Source organism: Micromonospora sp. NPDC000668, assembly GCF_042897975.1.
Classification (GTDB): Bacteria; Actinomycetota; Actinomycetes; order Mycobacteriales; family Micromonosporaceae; genus Micromonospora.
Genome location: NZ_JBIAYP010000001.1, coordinates 452,785 through 467,660, shown reverse-complemented (window position 1 = coordinate 467,660; position 14,876 = coordinate 452,785). Strand labels below are relative to the sequence as shown.

12 protein-coding genes are annotated in these 14,876 nt (G+C 70.3%); 4 read left to right on the top strand and 8 right to left on the bottom strand.

Annotated features, from left to right (window positions below):
* Positions 1–31: 31 nt before the first annotated feature.
* From fdh to nrfD, 3 genes are read left to right on the top strand one after another with little or no spacing between them, the layout of a single operon-like run.
* The gene (gene fdh / locus ACFY29_RS02165) at positions 32–3,307 is read left to right on the top strand and encodes a formate dehydrogenase (RefSeq protein WP_386982640.1); all 3,276 of its coding nucleotides are present in this window, start codon (positions 32–34) and stop codon (positions 3,305–3,307) included.
* Between the two features lie 3 nt (positions 3,308–3,310).
* Complete coding sequence (locus tag ACFY29_RS02160) at positions 3,311–4,354, top strand: 4Fe-4S dicluster domain-containing protein (protein WP_386982638.1); 1,044 nt, start codon at positions 3,311–3,313, stop codon at positions 4,352–4,354.
* Complete coding sequence (gene nrfD, locus ACFY29_RS02155) at positions 4,351–5,424, top strand: NrfD/PsrC family molybdoenzyme membrane anchor subunit (RefSeq protein ID WP_386982636.1); 1,074 nt, start codon at positions 4,351–4,353, stop codon at positions 5,422–5,424. Before ACFY29_RS02160 ends, nrfD begins: the two co-directional genes overlap by 4 nt.
* Before the next feature lie 50 nt (positions 5,425–5,474).
* Here nrfD and ACFY29_RS02150 read toward each other — a convergent pair whose 3' ends face one another.
* The 8 genes from ACFY29_RS02150 to ACFY29_RS02115 all read right to left on the bottom strand — a co-directional run bounded on the left by ACFY29_RS02150 (position 5,475) and on the right by ACFY29_RS02115 (position 13,926).
* The gene (locus ACFY29_RS02150; protein ID WP_355613870.1) at positions 5,475–7,031 is read right to left on the bottom strand and encodes an OFA family MFS transporter; all 1,557 of its coding nucleotides are present in this window, start codon (positions 7,029–7,031) and stop codon (positions 5,475–5,477) included.
* Between the two features lie 339 nt (positions 7,032–7,370).
* Positions 7,371–8,951, bottom strand: coding sequence for an MDR family MFS transporter (locus tag ACFY29_RS02145; protein ID WP_386982633.1), 1,581 nt, complete (start codon positions 8,949–8,951; stop codon positions 7,371–7,373).
* Positions 8,952–9,025: 74 nt separating this feature from the next.
* Positions 9,026–9,646, bottom strand: a complete 621-nt coding sequence (locus ACFY29_RS02140; protein ID WP_355613872.1) for a TetR family transcriptional regulator — start codon at positions 9,644–9,646, stop codon at positions 9,026–9,028.
* 76 nt (positions 9,647–9,722) lie between these two features.
* Positions 9,723–10,550, bottom strand: coding sequence for an alpha/beta fold hydrolase (locus ACFY29_RS02135; protein WP_386982631.1), 828 nt, complete (start codon positions 10,548–10,550; stop codon positions 9,723–9,725).
* Positions 10,547–11,419 (bottom strand): SDR family oxidoreductase, encoded by an 873-nt coding sequence (locus ACFY29_RS02130; RefSeq protein WP_386982629.1) that lies wholly within the window; start codon positions 11,417–11,419, stop codon positions 10,547–10,549. Before ACFY29_RS02130 ends, ACFY29_RS02135 begins: the two co-directional genes overlap by 4 nt.
* A complete protein-coding gene (locus ACFY29_RS02125; RefSeq protein WP_386982627.1) occupies positions 11,409–12,902 on the bottom strand; it encodes a flavin-containing monooxygenase in 1,494 nt (497 codons plus the stop codon). The genes ACFY29_RS02130 and ACFY29_RS02125 overlap by 11 nt, the downstream gene beginning before the upstream one ends.
* On the bottom strand, positions 12,902–13,201 hold the full coding sequence (locus tag ACFY29_RS02120) for a DUF4873 domain-containing protein (RefSeq protein WP_386982625.1): 300 nt from the start codon (positions 13,199–13,201) through the stop codon (positions 12,902–12,904). Before ACFY29_RS02120 ends, ACFY29_RS02125 begins: the two co-directional genes overlap by 1 nt.
* Complete coding sequence (locus ACFY29_RS02115) at positions 13,198–13,926, bottom strand: TetR/AcrR family transcriptional regulator (protein ID WP_328415838.1); 729 nt, start codon at positions 13,924–13,926, stop codon at positions 13,198–13,200. Before ACFY29_RS02115 ends, ACFY29_RS02120 begins: the two co-directional genes overlap by 4 nt.
* 48 nt (positions 13,927–13,974) lie before the next feature.
* Between ACFY29_RS02115 and ACFY29_RS02110 the strand changes: the two genes are divergently transcribed.
* The gene (locus ACFY29_RS02110) at positions 13,975–14,871 is read left to right on the top strand and encodes a diiron oxygenase (protein ID WP_386982623.1); all 897 of its coding nucleotides are present in this window, start codon (positions 13,975–13,977) and stop codon (positions 14,869–14,871) included.
* The last annotated feature ends 5 nt before the right edge of the window (positions 14,872–14,876 follow it).

Here is a 14,876-nt window from a genome sequence, read left to right as displayed (position 1 = left end):
GTTTTATCGCTTTCGTCGGAAAGGTGCAGCGATGGGGGTGCACCGCTGGGTCGAAAGCTGGCCGCTCTACCGTCAGCTCACCGGCACGGACCCGCTCGGTCGAGGTGCCGCGGCCAAGTCCGCCGGCTCCCTGTCGCTCACCGCCCGCACCGACACGGCCGACTCGGTGGCCAAGTCCGTCTGTCCCTACTGTGCCGTCGGTTGCGGTCAGCGGGTGTTCGTCAAGGACGGGCAGGTCAGTCAGATCGAGGGCGACCCGGACAGTCCGATCTCGCGGGGTCGGCTCTGTCCGAAGGGCGCGGCCAGCAAGAGCCTGGTGACCAGCCCATTGCGGCAGACCACGGTCCGCTACCGCCGGCCTTACGGCACGGAGTGGGAGGACCTCGATCTCGACACGGCGATGAACATGATCGCCGACCGGGTGTTGGCGGCCCGGGAGGAGACCTGGGAGGACGTCGACGCGCAGGGTCGGCCGCTGAACCGGACGTTGGGTATCTCCAGTCTGGGTGGGGCGACGCTGGACAACGAGGAGAATTACCTCATCAAGAAGTTGTTCACCGCGATGGGGGCGCTCCAGATCGAGAACCAGGCCCGTATTTGACACTCCTCCACCGTCCCCGGTCTGGGGACCAGCTTCGGTCGTGGCGGTGCGACGGCCTTTCAGCAGGACATCGCCAACGCTGACGTGATCGTCATCCAGGGTTCGAACATGGCTGAGGCGCACCCGGTGGGTTTCCAGTGGGTGATGGAGGCCAAGCGGCGCGGCGCGAAGGTGTTCCATGTCGATCCGCGGTTCACCCGGACCAGCGCGTTGGCCGACTCGTACCTGCCGATCCGGGCGGGCACGGATATCGCCCTGCTGGGTGGGGTGGTGCGCTACATCCTGGACAACGAACTCGACTTCCGCGAGTACGTGGTCGCCTACACCAACGCCGCCACGATCGTGACCGACGAGTTCCGCGACACCGAGGATCTGCACGGGCTCTTCTCCGGCTTCAAGGAGGAGAACGCCAGCTACGACCAGTCCAGCTGGCGGTACGAGGGGCACGGGCAGAACGTCCCGACCCGCGACACCGAGACACAGCGGGAGACCGCCGCCGGGCTGGAGCACGAGTCGCACGGCGCACCGGTCGACTCGCAGACCCAGCGGGACGAGACGTTGCAGCATCCGCGGTGCGTCTACCAGATCCTCAAGCGGCACTATGCCCGGTACACCCCGGAGATGGTGGAACGCGTCTGCGGCATTCCGCAGGAGAAGTTCCTGGAACTGGCGCAGGCCTGGACGGCGAATTCCGGCCGGGAACGTACCGGGATGCTGATCTACTCGGTGGGTTGGACGCAGCACAGCGTGGGCGTGCAGTACATCCGCACCGGCGCGATCATCCAACTGCTGCTCGGCAACATGGGCCGCCCCGGCGGTGGGGTCATGGCCCTGCGCGGGCACGCCAGCATCCAGGGCTCCACCGACATCCCGACCCTGTTCAACCTGCTGCCCGGCTACCTTCCGATGCCACACCACGCCGACCACCCGAGCCTGGACCAGTGGGTCGACAGCATCCGCCACCCCGGCCAGAAAGGCTACTGGGGTAACGCCCGCGCCTACGGGGTGAACCTGCTCAAGGCGTACTGGGGCGACGCGGCCACCGCCGAGAACGACTACTGCTACGGCTACATGCCCCGGATGACCGGCGACCACGGGACGTACCAACAGGTGCTCAACATGATCGACGGCAAGATCAAGGGGTACTTCCTGCTCGGGCAGAACCCGGCCGTCGGCTCCGCGCACGGGCGCGCCCAGCGCCTCGGCATGGCCAACCTCGACTGGTTGGTGGTCCGTGACCTGTTCATGATCGAAAGCGCCACGTTCTGGCAGCATGCGCCGGAGATCGAGACCGGCGAGATCATGCCCGAGGAGTGCCGTACAGAGGTGTTCTTCCTACCCGCCGCCTCGCACGTGGAGAAGGAGGGCACCTTCACCCAGACCCAACGGCTGCTGCAATGGCGCGAGAAGGCCGTCGAACCCCCAGGCGACGCCCGCTCCGAGCTGTGGTTCTTCTACCACCTCGGCCGCATCATCCGGGAACGACTGGCACAGTCAACGCAGCCCCGCGACCGGGCGCTGCTCGACCTGAACTGGCACTACCCGACGCACGGGCCGAATGCCGAGCCGAGCGCCGAATCGGTGCTGTACGAGATCAACGGCTACGAGGTGGCCAGCGGCCGGCCGCTGTCGACGTTCACCGAGATGAAGGACGATGGTTCCACCGCCAGCGGCTGCTGGATCTACACCGGCGTCTACGCCGACGGCGTCAACCAGGCCGCCCGCCGCAAGCCCGGCGCGGAGCAGGACTGGGTCGCTGCGGAGTGGGGTTGGGCCTGGCCGGCGAACCGGCGGATCCTCTACAACCGTGCCTCCGCCGACCCGGACGGCAAACCGTGGAGTGAGCGTAAGAAGTACGTCTGGTGGGACCCGCAGAAGGCCGAGTGGACCGGCTACGACGTGCCGGACTTCGAGAAGACCAAACCACCGTCCTACCGGCCGCCCCCGGACTCCTCAGGCGTGGCCGGGATCGCCGGTGACGACCCGTTCGTCCTCCAGGGCGACGGCAAGGGCTGGCTGTACGCGCCCACCGGCGTGCTCGACGGGCCGATGCCCACCCATTACGAGCCGGTCGAGTCACCGGTGCGCAACCCGCTCTACCGCCAGCAGGCCAACCCGACCCGCAAGGTCTACACGCACCCGATCAACACGCTCAACCCGAGCCCACCGGAGCCGTACAGCGAGGTGTTTCCGTACGTGTTCACGGTCAGCCGGCTCACCGAACACCACACCGCGGGCGCGATGAGCCGCACGGTCGGCCCGCTGGCCGAGCTGCAACCGGAGATGTTCGTCGAGGTGTCGCCGGAACTGGCGGTCGAACGAGGGCTCAACCACCTGGGCTGGGCCCACCTGGTCAGCGCCCGCGCGGCCATCGAGGCACGGGTGCTGGTGACCGACCGGCTCACCCCGCTGCGGGTGGACGGCCGGATCATCCATCAGGTCTGGTTGCCGTACCACTTCGGCTTCGAGGGTCTGGTGACCGGCGACTCGGCCAACGACCTGTTCGGCATCAGCCTCGACCCGAACGTCCTGATCCAGGAGAGCAAGGTCGGGACCTGTGACGTTCGGCCCGGTCGACGCCCGAGAGGCCAGGGCCTGCTGGACCTCCTCGTCGACTACCGGCGGCGGTCGGGGGATCTCAGCCCGCACTATCCACCGCAGGTCACGACCGACGCCGCCGACAGCGGCCGCGACCCGGAGGTCTGACCGATGCCCCACGCCAACAGCCTGTACGGACCGCTCGACCCGGCGCCCGACGCCGGCTACGAGGACGCCCCGCCGCGGATGGGGTTCTTCACCGACACCAGCGTCTGCATCGGCTGCAAGGCCTGCGAGGTCGCCTGCAAGGAGTGGAACAACGTCCCCGGCTCCGGCCTGGACCTGCTCGGCATGTCCTACGACAACACCGGGGCGCTGACCGCGAACGCGTGGCGGCACGTCGCGTTCGTCGAACAGTCCCGCCCGGTCGGTTGGGCGACCCCGGCGTTCGAAGACAACCCGGACGGACCGCCGGTCAGCCCGGAAACGGCGGCGGTCGCCGCGCACACCAGCACCGACACCGGGACGGATCCGGGTCTGCCGCCCGGCTCGCCGCCGGCGGCGGCCCGGATGGCCGCCGGGCCGGAGTTCCTCGGGATGCCGGGTGCGCAGCCGCCGGGTCGGGGCACCGGCGCGGAGGAGCGTACGGATTTCCGTTGGTTGATGATGTCGGACGTGTGTAAGCACTGCACGCACGCGGCCTGCCTGGATGTCTGTCCGACGGGTTCGTTGTTCCGGACGGAGTTCGGGACGGTGGTGGTGCAGGAGGACATCTGTAACGGCTGTGGTTACTGCATCTCGGCGTGCCCCTACGGTGTGATCGATCAGCGTAAGGATGATGGTCGGGCGTGGAAGTGCACGTTGTGCTACGACCGGCTGGGTGCGGGGATGACCCCGGCGTGTGCGCAGGCGTGTCCGACGGAGTCGATCCAGTACGGGCCGTTGGATGAGTTGCGGGAGCGGGCTGCCGCGCGGGTCGAGACGTTGCACGAGCGGGGGGTGCCCGAGGCGCGGTTGTACGGGCATGATCCGAACGATGGTGTTGGTGGTGACGGGGCGTTCTTCCTGTTGCTGGACGAGCCCGAGGTGTATGGGCTGCCGCCGGATCCGGTGGTGACCACCCGGGACCTGCCGGCCATGTGGAAGCGCGCCGGCCTGGCGGCGATGACGATGGCGGTCGCCACGGCGGTCGCGTTCCTGGGCAGGCGGCCATGACCGACGCGACACCATCGAACGAGCCGGTCGGCGCCCGGTTCCGCGAGTTCCAGGCCGGCCTCGACCGGCCTGACGGGAAGCGCCAGCCCGGCAGGCGGCGCGGCGACGGCGGCGAGCAGCTCGCGGTGCCGCCGGCCGACTTCACCTCCTACTACGGCCGGCCGGTCCTCAAACCGCCGGTGTGGAAGCACGACATCGCCGGCTACCTGTTCACCGGCGGCCTCGCCGCCGGAAGTGCGCTGATCGGAGCGGGCGCCCAACTGACCGGACGGCCCGGCCTGCGCAAGGTCGGCCGCTGGACGGCCCTCGGCGGCGTCGCCGCCAGCACGTACCTGCTGGTCCACGACCTTGGGCGGCCGGACCGGTTCCACCACATGCTCCGGGTGGCCAAGCTGACCTCACCGATGTCGGTCGGCACCTGGATCCTCGCCGCGTTCGGGCCGTTGGCCGGTGTGGCCGCAGTCGCCGAACTCGCGCCGCTGCTCCCGCAGCACGGTGTGTTCGGCCTCGCCCGCCGGATCGCACCGCCCGTCGGCAACGTCGCCGGCCTGGCCGCCGCGGCCACCGCGCCAGCGCTGGCCACGTACACCGGGGTGCTGCTCGCCGACACCGCCGTACCGTCCTGGCACGACGCCTACCCGTCGCTTCCGTTCGTCTTCGCCGGCAGCGCGCTCGCCGCCGCGTCCGGGGTCGCACTGATCGCGGCACCGGCCGCGGAGACCGACCCCGTGCGACGACTCGCCCTGGCCGCCGCGGCCATCGAGCTGGGCGGCGGGCGTCAGTTGGAGCGGCAGGGACTGACCGGCGAGCCCTACGCGCACGGACGCAGCGGCCGGTTGGTCAAGGCGGGACGCGCTCTGCTCGCCGTGGGCACCGCGGCGGCGCTGCTCAGCCGACGCAACCGGGCCCTGTCGGTGATCTCCGGCGCGGCCCTCGTGGCATCGTCCGTCGCCACCCGGTTCGGCGTTTTCGAGGCGGGAAGGGCGTCGGCACGCGATCCGAGGTACACGGTCGTGCCACAACGGGAGCGGCTCGATCAGAACGGCTCGGCTGCGCCCCACCAGCCCTGAGCGCCTCGGGCCGCAGCTCGACAACCCTCCCCGCCCGGGTGCGGACGACATCAGCCGGTGAACAGCTTCGCGGCGGTGATGGCGGTCTGGACGATGCCGTATCCGAGTAGCGCCGCGACCAGCAGCCACGACAACCAGAGCCGCCCGGTCTGGGTACCGACGTGCTCGGGCACCGGGGGCCTGCTCTCCGGGCCGAGGGCGACCGGCTCGGTGACGCTGGCGCGCGCCACGGGGGACGTTGGTCCCCGGTCGGGTTCATGGAACCGCGCTGGCACGGAACGGACCAGCAGGTTCGCGATGAACCCGACGGCGAGGATGCCGACCATGGTGAACAGCGCGGGCCGGTACGCCGACGCGGTGAGCGTGCCGGGCTTGCCCTGCGTGTCGAGGATCCCGTTGACGATCAACGGGCCGGCGACGCCCGCGGCCGACCAGGCGGTCAGCAGCCGGCCGTGGATGGCGCCGACCTGGAAGGTGCCGAAGAGGTCGCGCAGGTAGGCGGGCATGGTGGCGAAGCCACCGCCGTAGAAGGAGATGATCGCGGCGGCGATCAGCACGAAGACCGCGGTCGCGGAGTGGCCGGCCACGGCGAGCAGTGCGTACAGCACCATGCCGACGCCGAGGTAGACCATGTAGATGGGCTTGCGGCCGATGAGGTCCGACGTCGTCGACCAGACGAATCGCCCGGCCATGTTGAACAGCGACAGCACCCCCACGAAACCGGCCGCCGCGGACACCGAGATGGCGGTGGTCCCGTTGTCCCGGAAGAAGTCCTGGATCATCGGGCTGGCCTGCTCCAGGATGCCGATGCCCGCCGTGACGTTGCAGAACAGCACGATCCACAGCAGCCAGAACGACCGGGTACGTACGGCGTTCGTCGCGGACACACTCGCCCTCGTCACCAGAGGCCGGGTGGCGACGGTCGCGGGGTCGAACCCGGCGGGCCGCCAGTCCGGCGGAGGAACCCGGACGTTGAACGGGCCGAACATCATGATCACGAAGTAGCCGATGCCGAACGTGACGAAGAGTGCCACCAGGGCATGCCCCGACGCCACAGCAGCAGGGTTGTTCGGGTTGTAGCCGGAGTCGTAGAGGGAGAGCAGTTGGCGCGCGAGCGGGCCGGCGACCAGGGCGCCACCGCCGAACCCCATGATGGCAAGCCCGGTGGCGAGGCCGGGCCGGTCCGGGAACCACTTGATCAGTGTGGAGACGGGCGAGATGTAGCCGATGCCGAGCCCGATGCCGCCGATGACGCCGTATCCGAGGTAGAGCAGCCAGAGCTGATGGGTCGCGATGCCGAGCGCGCCGACCAGGAACCCCACGGCCCAGAAACAGGCGGAGACGAACATCGCCCGGCGCGGTCCGTTCCGCTCCACCCACCTGCCACCCACGGCCGCGGACGAACCCAGCATGACGATGGCGATACTGAAGATCGCCCCGATCGCCGTCTGACTGGTGTCGAAGTGCGCGATGAGGGAGTTCTTGTAGACGCTCGTCGCGTAGACCTGGCCAATGCACACGTGCACGGCCAGTGCCGCGGTCGGGATGAGCCAGCGGCTGTATCCCGGGGGAGCGACAGTGTGCCGAGGATCGAATACCGACAGCATGGTCCGCACCTCCTGCGGCTGAGTAGGCCGGCGGCGGTGCAGAGCTGTCCGAAGCCTCGCAACGTCGTCCTGCCTACTGGGCAGAATCCGCGCATACCCGGATCAGGCCGGGTCGGGAATCTCGCCGGACTCCCGGCAGTTGGCCGAGCGGTGCCGCCACAGTGGCGGCCCGGCGCACGTCCGGCGTCAGCCGTTGGCCGGCTGTACTTCACGTTACGTGGCAACCGGTTCACAGCTTGTCGATACCGAAAAACGCGGCCACGTCACGGGGCGGCCAGCGGTGTGGGCGCAGAACGGGGGCGGGCCAACCGGCCCGCCCCCGTTGTGCTGTCGTACGGCTCAGTGAATCGCGGCCTTTGCGGCCGCCTCATCCTGGGCGCGTCGTTCGTCCCCGCTGAGGGTGTGCAGCGGCTTCTCCTTGATGAACAGCACGACGATCAGCGCGAGCAGCGCGAACGGCGCGCCGACCAGGAAGAGGTCGGCGGTGGCGATGCCGTACACGTCCTGCACGATGCGCAGCACCGGCTCAGGCAGGGTGGACAGGTCGGGCACCTCAGCGGAGCCGCCGCCGGCCGTCGCCGCCGGGCCGAGCCGCTCGGCCGTCAGCGAGGTCACCCGGCTCGCCAGCACCGCGCCGAGGGCGCTGACCCCGATGGCGCCGCCCATGCTGCGGAAGAACGTCAGCGCCGAGGTGGTGGCGCCGAGTTCGTGGGCCGGAACGTCGTTCTGCGCGGCGAGCACGAGGTTCTGCATGAGCATGCCGACGCCGATGCCCAGCACGGCCATGTAGATCGACAGGACGACGACGCTGGTGTCGGCGTCGATGGTGCCCAGGAGCAGCATCCCGACGGTCATCACCGCGGCGCCGGCCACCAGATAGGCCTTCCACCGGCCGTACTTCGTGATGAGCTGGCCGGCCACCGTCGACGAGACGAGCAGACCGAAGATCATCGGAAGGCTCATCAGGCCCGCGACGGTCGGCGACTTGCCCAGCGAGATCTGGAAGTACTGGGACAGGAAGACGGTGCCGCCGAACATCGCCACACCGACCAGCACGCTGGCGATCGTGGCCAGCGAGACCGTGCGGTTGCGGAAGATGTCCAACGGGACGATCGGCTCCGCCGCCCGCGACTCGACGGCCACGGCCAGCGCCAGCAGGACCAGACCGCCGATGACCATCAGGGCCGTCCAGCCGGAGGCCCAGTCGAACTTGTTCCCGGCCAGGGACGACCAGATCAGCAGCGTGGAGACGCCCGAGGTGATGAGCAGGGCGCCCACCCAGTCGATCTTGGCCTTCCGGCGGACGACCGGCAGGTGCAGGGTGCGCTGCAGCAGGGCGATGGAGATGATGCTGAACGGGACCCCGATCAGGAAGCACCACCGCCAGCCCAGCCAAGACGTGTCGACGAGCAGGCCACCGATCAGCGGACCGGCGATGGTGCCGACACCGAAGACCGCGCCGAAGATGCCGGCGTAGCGGCCCAGCTCACGCGGCGGGATCATCGCCGCCATGACGATCGTGGCCAGCGCCGTCATGCCGCCGGCGCCAACGCCCTGGACGACACGGCTGAGCAGCAGCACCTCGACGTTCGGCGTGAAGCCCGCGATGAGTGAACCCACCACGAACAGTCCCAGGGAGAGCTGGATCAGCAGCTTCTTGCTGTACAGGTCGGCCATCTTGCCCCACAGCGGCACCGTGGCCGTCATGGCGAGCAGTTCGCTGGTGACGATCCACGTGTAGACCGTCTGGCTGCCGTTCAGATCGGCGATGATCCGCGGCAGCGCGTTCGCCACCACCGTGGAGGCGAGGATGGACACGAACATGCCGACCATCAGGCCGGAAAGGGCCTGGAGAACCTCCCGACGCGACATGCGCGTGCCGACATCGGCGGTGTCGGCGGGCGGGGCGGTTGTGGTCATTGACGCTCCCTTGTCGGGTTTGTAGCGGAGTGACTGGCCCCGGAGCTGATGCGGCGGGGCGGGGACTGGTGGGGTCAGGAGGGGTGTGGCGGATCCGGAAGGCCGGCGGCGACGGCGGCGAACGCCTCGTCCACGAAGTCGCGCAGGGGGCGGGTGTCGTCGCTGGCGGCCCAGCGCAGCATCGCGGTGTGGAAGGAGGCACTGGTGACAGCGATGATCAGCGGCGGGAGGCCGTGGTCGGGACCTACGCCGAGGCGGGTGGCGATGACCGTGACCATGGCCCGCTCGGTCGCGATGTTGCCGGCTATCAGCCGCGGCAGCAGCGCGGGGTTCTGGGCGATCACGGCCAGCCGCAGCCGCCACAACTCCCGGTCGGCCTGCATCGTGTCGATCGCCTCGTCGAGGGCGAGCCGGACCGCCTGCAACGCCGGCACCTGCGCAGGGACGGCGGCCAGACGCGCCACGACCGGGGTGCCGTCGAGCGCCGGGTCGTCGGTGAGCGCCTCGTCCTTGCAGGTGAAGTAGTTGAAGAAGGTACGCGAGGAGACGTCGGCGGCCTCGCTGATCTCCTCCACCGTCACGTGCTCCAAGCCGCGTTCGGCGACCAGCCGCAGCGCGGCGGCGGTCAGCGCGGCCCGCGTCAGCCGCTTCTTGCGGTCCCGACGCCCGGTGGCAGCGTGGTCGGTGTCGGTCACGCGAGCGAGGCTAGGAGCCAACTTGCGGAGGCTGCAAGTTTTTAGTCTGTGAAGTGATTTTCCTGACCCGCGCTGCCTAGGCGACCACCGACGGGTCCGGTCGCTCGGTGCGGGGCACGGCGCCGGTGGTCTCCAGGATGAGCGCGGCGACCAGGTCCGGGTCGTCGCTCATCGGCACGTGCCCGCAGCGGGGCAGCGTCACCACCCGGGCTGCCGGCAGGCCGGCCCGGGCACGCTCGGCCTGGTGGACGCCGAAGATGCGGTCGCAGTCGCCCCAGCCGATGGTCACCGGCACCGTCGCGTCGGACAGCCGGGGGCAGTCGAAGCGGTAGTGGCGGGCGGCTCGGGCCACGGCGTTGAAGCCGAGCCCTCGCCGCAGGGCGAGCGCGTCGCCCAGCGCGCGGTCGACGTCCAGCAGCGCCGGGCGGGCCATCAGCGGCGCGAAGCACAACGCCCGCAGGTACGCCGAGCGCAGCGCGAGCCGCATGATCGGGGTGGGCAGGTACGAGTTGGCCCGCAAGATCTTGAGGATGGCCAGCGCCCGTCGGCGCTCCGCCGGCGTGAAGAAGCCGGCGGGGGAGAAGGCGGTGGCCGAGGCGACCGCCCCGGTGGCGGCAAGCTCCAGGCCGATCGCCCCACCGAGGCTGTAGCCGGCCACATGCGGACGCTCCAGCCCCCACCCGGTCAGGACCGGTAGGACCGAGGCCACGGTGGCGGCCATGTCGGCGGGCATGCCGGCGCCGGGCACCGGGGAGTTCCCGAAGCCGGGCAGGTCGAGCGCGATCACCTCGTGGTGGGCGGTGAGTCGGTCGAACACCGGCTCCCAGGCCTGGTGGCGGTGACCGATGCCGTGGATGAGCACGAGCGGCTCACCGCTGCCCGCGCGACGGAAGTGAACGGTCATGACTGCCCTCCCACCGACGTCCTGCCGAAGGAACGCCCGAGCTGGCGTACCTCGTCCTCCATCTGGCCGACCATCGTCTGGCCGCCGAACCGGGTGATCAACGCGTCCGAGAGGCCGCTCAGCACCACCGGCCGCAGCGCCTGCACCATGGCGAGCGACCGTGGCACGTACACCTTGCGTTTGCGGCGCTCGATGCCGCGCAGCAGGGCGTCGACGCACTGCTCGACGGGTACGACGGTGGACAGCGGCCACGGCAGCCGGCGCAGCGCGGTGCGGAACGACGCCAGGTCGTCACGGATGTCGCGGACCAGGTCGGTGTCGATCCAGATCGGATGTGCGGTGCCGACGGTGACGCCGCGTGCGCGGGTCTCCAGGCGCAGCACGTTGGCGAACTGCTCCACGCCCGCCTTGGACGCGCAGTAGGCGGCCATGCCGGGCATCGCCGTGAAGGCGGCGGCTGACGAGACGATCAGGACGTGGCCACGGGCGGCGGTGACGTGGGGAAGCGCCGCGCTGACCGTGCGGATCGCGCCGCAGAGGTTCACCTCGACGGTACGGACCAACGCGTCGACCGGCCCCACGGCGACGGTACCGAGGTTCGCGATGCCCGCGTTCGCCACGACCACGTCGATGCCGCCGAAGCGGTCCACCGTGGAGGCCACCGCGGCGTCCAGCGCCGCCTGGTCGGTGACGTCGCACTCGTACCAGTGCGCATCGAGGTCGGCGCCGAGCTGCTTGAGCAGCTCGCCTTCCAGACCCACGACGGCGACCTGGGCGCCGCGGGCGACGGCCTCGCGGGCCATCTGCGCCCCGATGCCGCGTGCCGCGCCGGTGATGAGCATGGTCTTGCCCGCCAGGTCATACCGCATCGGCGTGCTCCCGTTCCGGATCGTTGGGGGTGTTGCCGGCCGTGGCGATCCGGTAGTCGGCCGGGCGGAACCGGCGCAGCCGCATCCGGAAGCTGGTGGCGAAGCCCGGCCAGATGGTGGTGTTGCGGCCGGTGGCGTCGAGGTACCAGCTCGAACAACCGGTCTGCCAGACGGTGCCGGTCATCTTCCGGTCGATCCGTTCGGTCCAGCGTCGTTGCGCCTCCGCGGTGGGCTCGATGGCCTGGATGCCCTTGGCCCACATGTGCCGCAGGGCCGCGAGCACCAGGTGCAGCTGCGCCTCGATCATCAACACCACGGAGGTGTGGCCGAGCCCGGTGTTCGGGCCGAGCAGGAAGAACAGGTTGGGGAAGCCGGCGATGGTGGTGCCCCGGTACGCGTGCATGCTGGGGGTCCAGGCCTCGCCCAGACTGCGCCCGCCACGGCCGTGGATGCGCCGCACGACCGGGGAGTCGGTGACGTGGAAGCCGGTGCCGAGGATGATGGTGTCCGCCCGGTGGTGTCCGCCGTCGGCGGTAACCAGGCCATCCGGCACGATCCGAGCGATGCCGGCGGTGACCACGTCGACGTTCGGCCGGGTGAGCGACGGCCAGTAGTCGTTGGAGATCAGGACCCGCTTGCAGCCCATCGCGTACCGAGGGGTGAGCTTGTCCCGCAGCTGCGGGTCGGTGACCTGACGCCGCAGCGTACGCAGGGACAGCCGCGAGGCGAGCCGGTTGACCGCCGGGTGCAGGAAGCCCAGGCCCATGGTTTCGCGTACCAGATAGAGCCCTGCCCGGGCGGCCCGCTGCGCGCCGGGCACGGTGCGGAACACGGCCTGCTCGACCCGGCTGATCCGGCGCGACAGCCTCGGCATGATCCACGCGGGGGTGCGCTGGAACAGCGTCAGCTTCTCGACCGTCGGCTGGATCTGTGGCACGAGCTGGACCGCCGAGGCGCCGGTGCCGATGACCGCGACGCGGCGGCCGGTCAGGTCGTGGTCGTGTTGCCAACGGGCGGAGTGGAACACCGTGCCGGCGAACTCGTCGATCCCGGGCAGGTCGGGGATGGCGGGGTCGCTGAGCGGGCCGGCCGCACAGATCAGGACCCGGGCGGTGTGGTCGCCGCCGGAGGTGCGCAGCAGCCAGCGTTGGCGCTGGTCGTCCCAGCTCGCAACCCGCACCTCGTGGCGCAGCCGCAACTTCGGGCGTATGCCGAAGCGGTCGACGCAGCCGCGCAGGTAGTCCCAGATCTCCGGCTGGCTGGAGAAGGTGTTCGACCAGCGGGGGTTGGGGGCGAAGGAGAAGGAGTAGAGGTGCGACGGGACGTCGCAGGCGCAGCCGGGGTAGCTGTTGTCACGCCAGGTGCCCCCGACGTCGTCACCCCGGTCGAAGACGAGGTAGTCGGTGAAGCCGGCCCGCTGGAGCCGGATGGCGGCGCCCAGACCGCCGAAACCGGCGCCGATAATGGCAACGTCTGATTCCATCACTCCTCCAGAGGCTCGGACACGGCACCCGGTTCGGCCAACTGCGGCCAGGGCGGATCGCCCACGCCGGTGATCCGTACGCCGCCCCACGGGTCGACCTCGGCCAGTCGGGCGGGCCGGACGCGGTCGGCGATGCGTAACTCGACGTCGCGCCGGCCGGAGCGCAGCAGGCGGGCCACCCGTGGCTCGGGCTCGATCCGCCCACCCCAGTGGTAGCGGCCGTCGACCGGCTCCCACCGTCCACTGAGGTGCACCCGGACCGAGGTGCCCTCGACGGCCGCAGGGCCGTGGTAGCTCACGGCACGATCCGCTCGTGGGCGCGGGTGAGCTCGCGCGGCAGGTCGGCGCTGGCCCGTACCCCCTCGATTCCGCTCCACAGCAGAGCGGTCAGGTAATCGGTGAGGGCCGCCCGGCTGATCGGCTGGCCGTGCGTGGTCCACCAGTCGCCGACCGCCTGCACGAAGCCCACCAGGCCGTACGCCCACGGCTCCGCCGGACCGGCGTCCAGGCCCAGCGAACGCAACCGGTCGCCGATCACCCGGGCCAGCCCGGCGGCCACCTGCCGGCTGGTGCCGGCGACCACCTGGTGGATGCCGGGGTCGCCAGACTGGTGCATCAGGAACCGGTAGAGCCTCGGCTCCGACTCGATCACCCCGAGGTACGCGTCGATCGTCGCCTCGACCAGGTCACGTTCCTCGCGGACCTGCGCTACCGCCGGCGCGATGGTGTCGACCACGCGCGCCGCCACCACCTCGCTGACCGCGACCCAGAGCTGCGACTTGTCGGCGAAGTAGCGGTAGAGGACCGGTTTGCTGACGCCTGCGGCGGCGGCCACCTGGTCCATGTCGACCCCCGGCCCGTGCCGCAGCAACGCCTGCACGGCGGCCCCGACCAGCTCCCGCCTTCGTTGCTCACGATGGTCGGCCCAGCGGTCCCGGCGGCCGTTCCCCTTTGCCTTCGGATCGCCGTCAGAGGGCGGGGGCGGCGGGTCGGTTGCATTGACATCGGTGAGCGGCGATTGCATGCTACTACTCGTAACAGTTACCGGTCGTCACGTCAATATGGAGGAGCCATGGAGGCCGCACCGACGGAGACCGAGCGCGCGGCGGTCGCCGAACGACTACTCACGTCCTCACTGCGGACCAGCTACGACCCCACTGTCGAGATCGACTGGGATGCCCCGCACACTCCGGGCGCCTACTGGCTCCCGCCGCACCGCAGCAGCCTCTACGGCACGCCGCTGTGGGAGCAGCTCAGCGAGGAGCAGCGCGTCGAGCTCACCAAGCACGAGGTGGCCAGCGCGGCCAGCGCCGGGCTGTGGTTCGAGACGATCCTCATGCAGATGCTGATCCGGGAGTACTACGGCGCCGACCCGACCAGTCCGCAGGCACAGTACGCGCTGACCGAGGTGGCTGACGAGTGCCGGCACTCCATCATGTTCGGCCGGCTGATCGAGGCGATGGACTGCCCCGTCTACCGGGCGAGCACGGTGGATCACCACCTCGGGCGCTTCCTGAAGGCCACCGCCAGCGGTCCCCGGATGTACGCCGCGATCCTCATCGCGGAGGAGATCCTCGACGCGTTCCAGCGCGAGATCATGGCAGACGAGTCGCTCCAGCCGCTCATCCGGATGGTCTCCCGCATCCACGTGGTCGAGGAGGCGCGACACGTCCGGTTCGCTCGCGAGGAGCTGGCCGGCGCAGTCGCGGCCACCGGCCCGGTGGGCATGGCGTACGCCCGACTGTTGGTCGGGCGGGCCGCCTACACGATCGCCAACCGCCTGGTCCATCCCGACGCGTACGCGGCGGTGGGTATCCCACCGGCGGTCGGCCGGGCCGCTGCCCGCGCCAACCCGCACTGGCGTGCCACCCTGCACTGGTCGGCGGCGCGGGTGCACGCCAACCTGGCGGGCGTTGGCCTGGTGGCTGGGCCAGGGCGTCTGCTGTGGACCCGGGCCGGGCTGATCTGACCCGT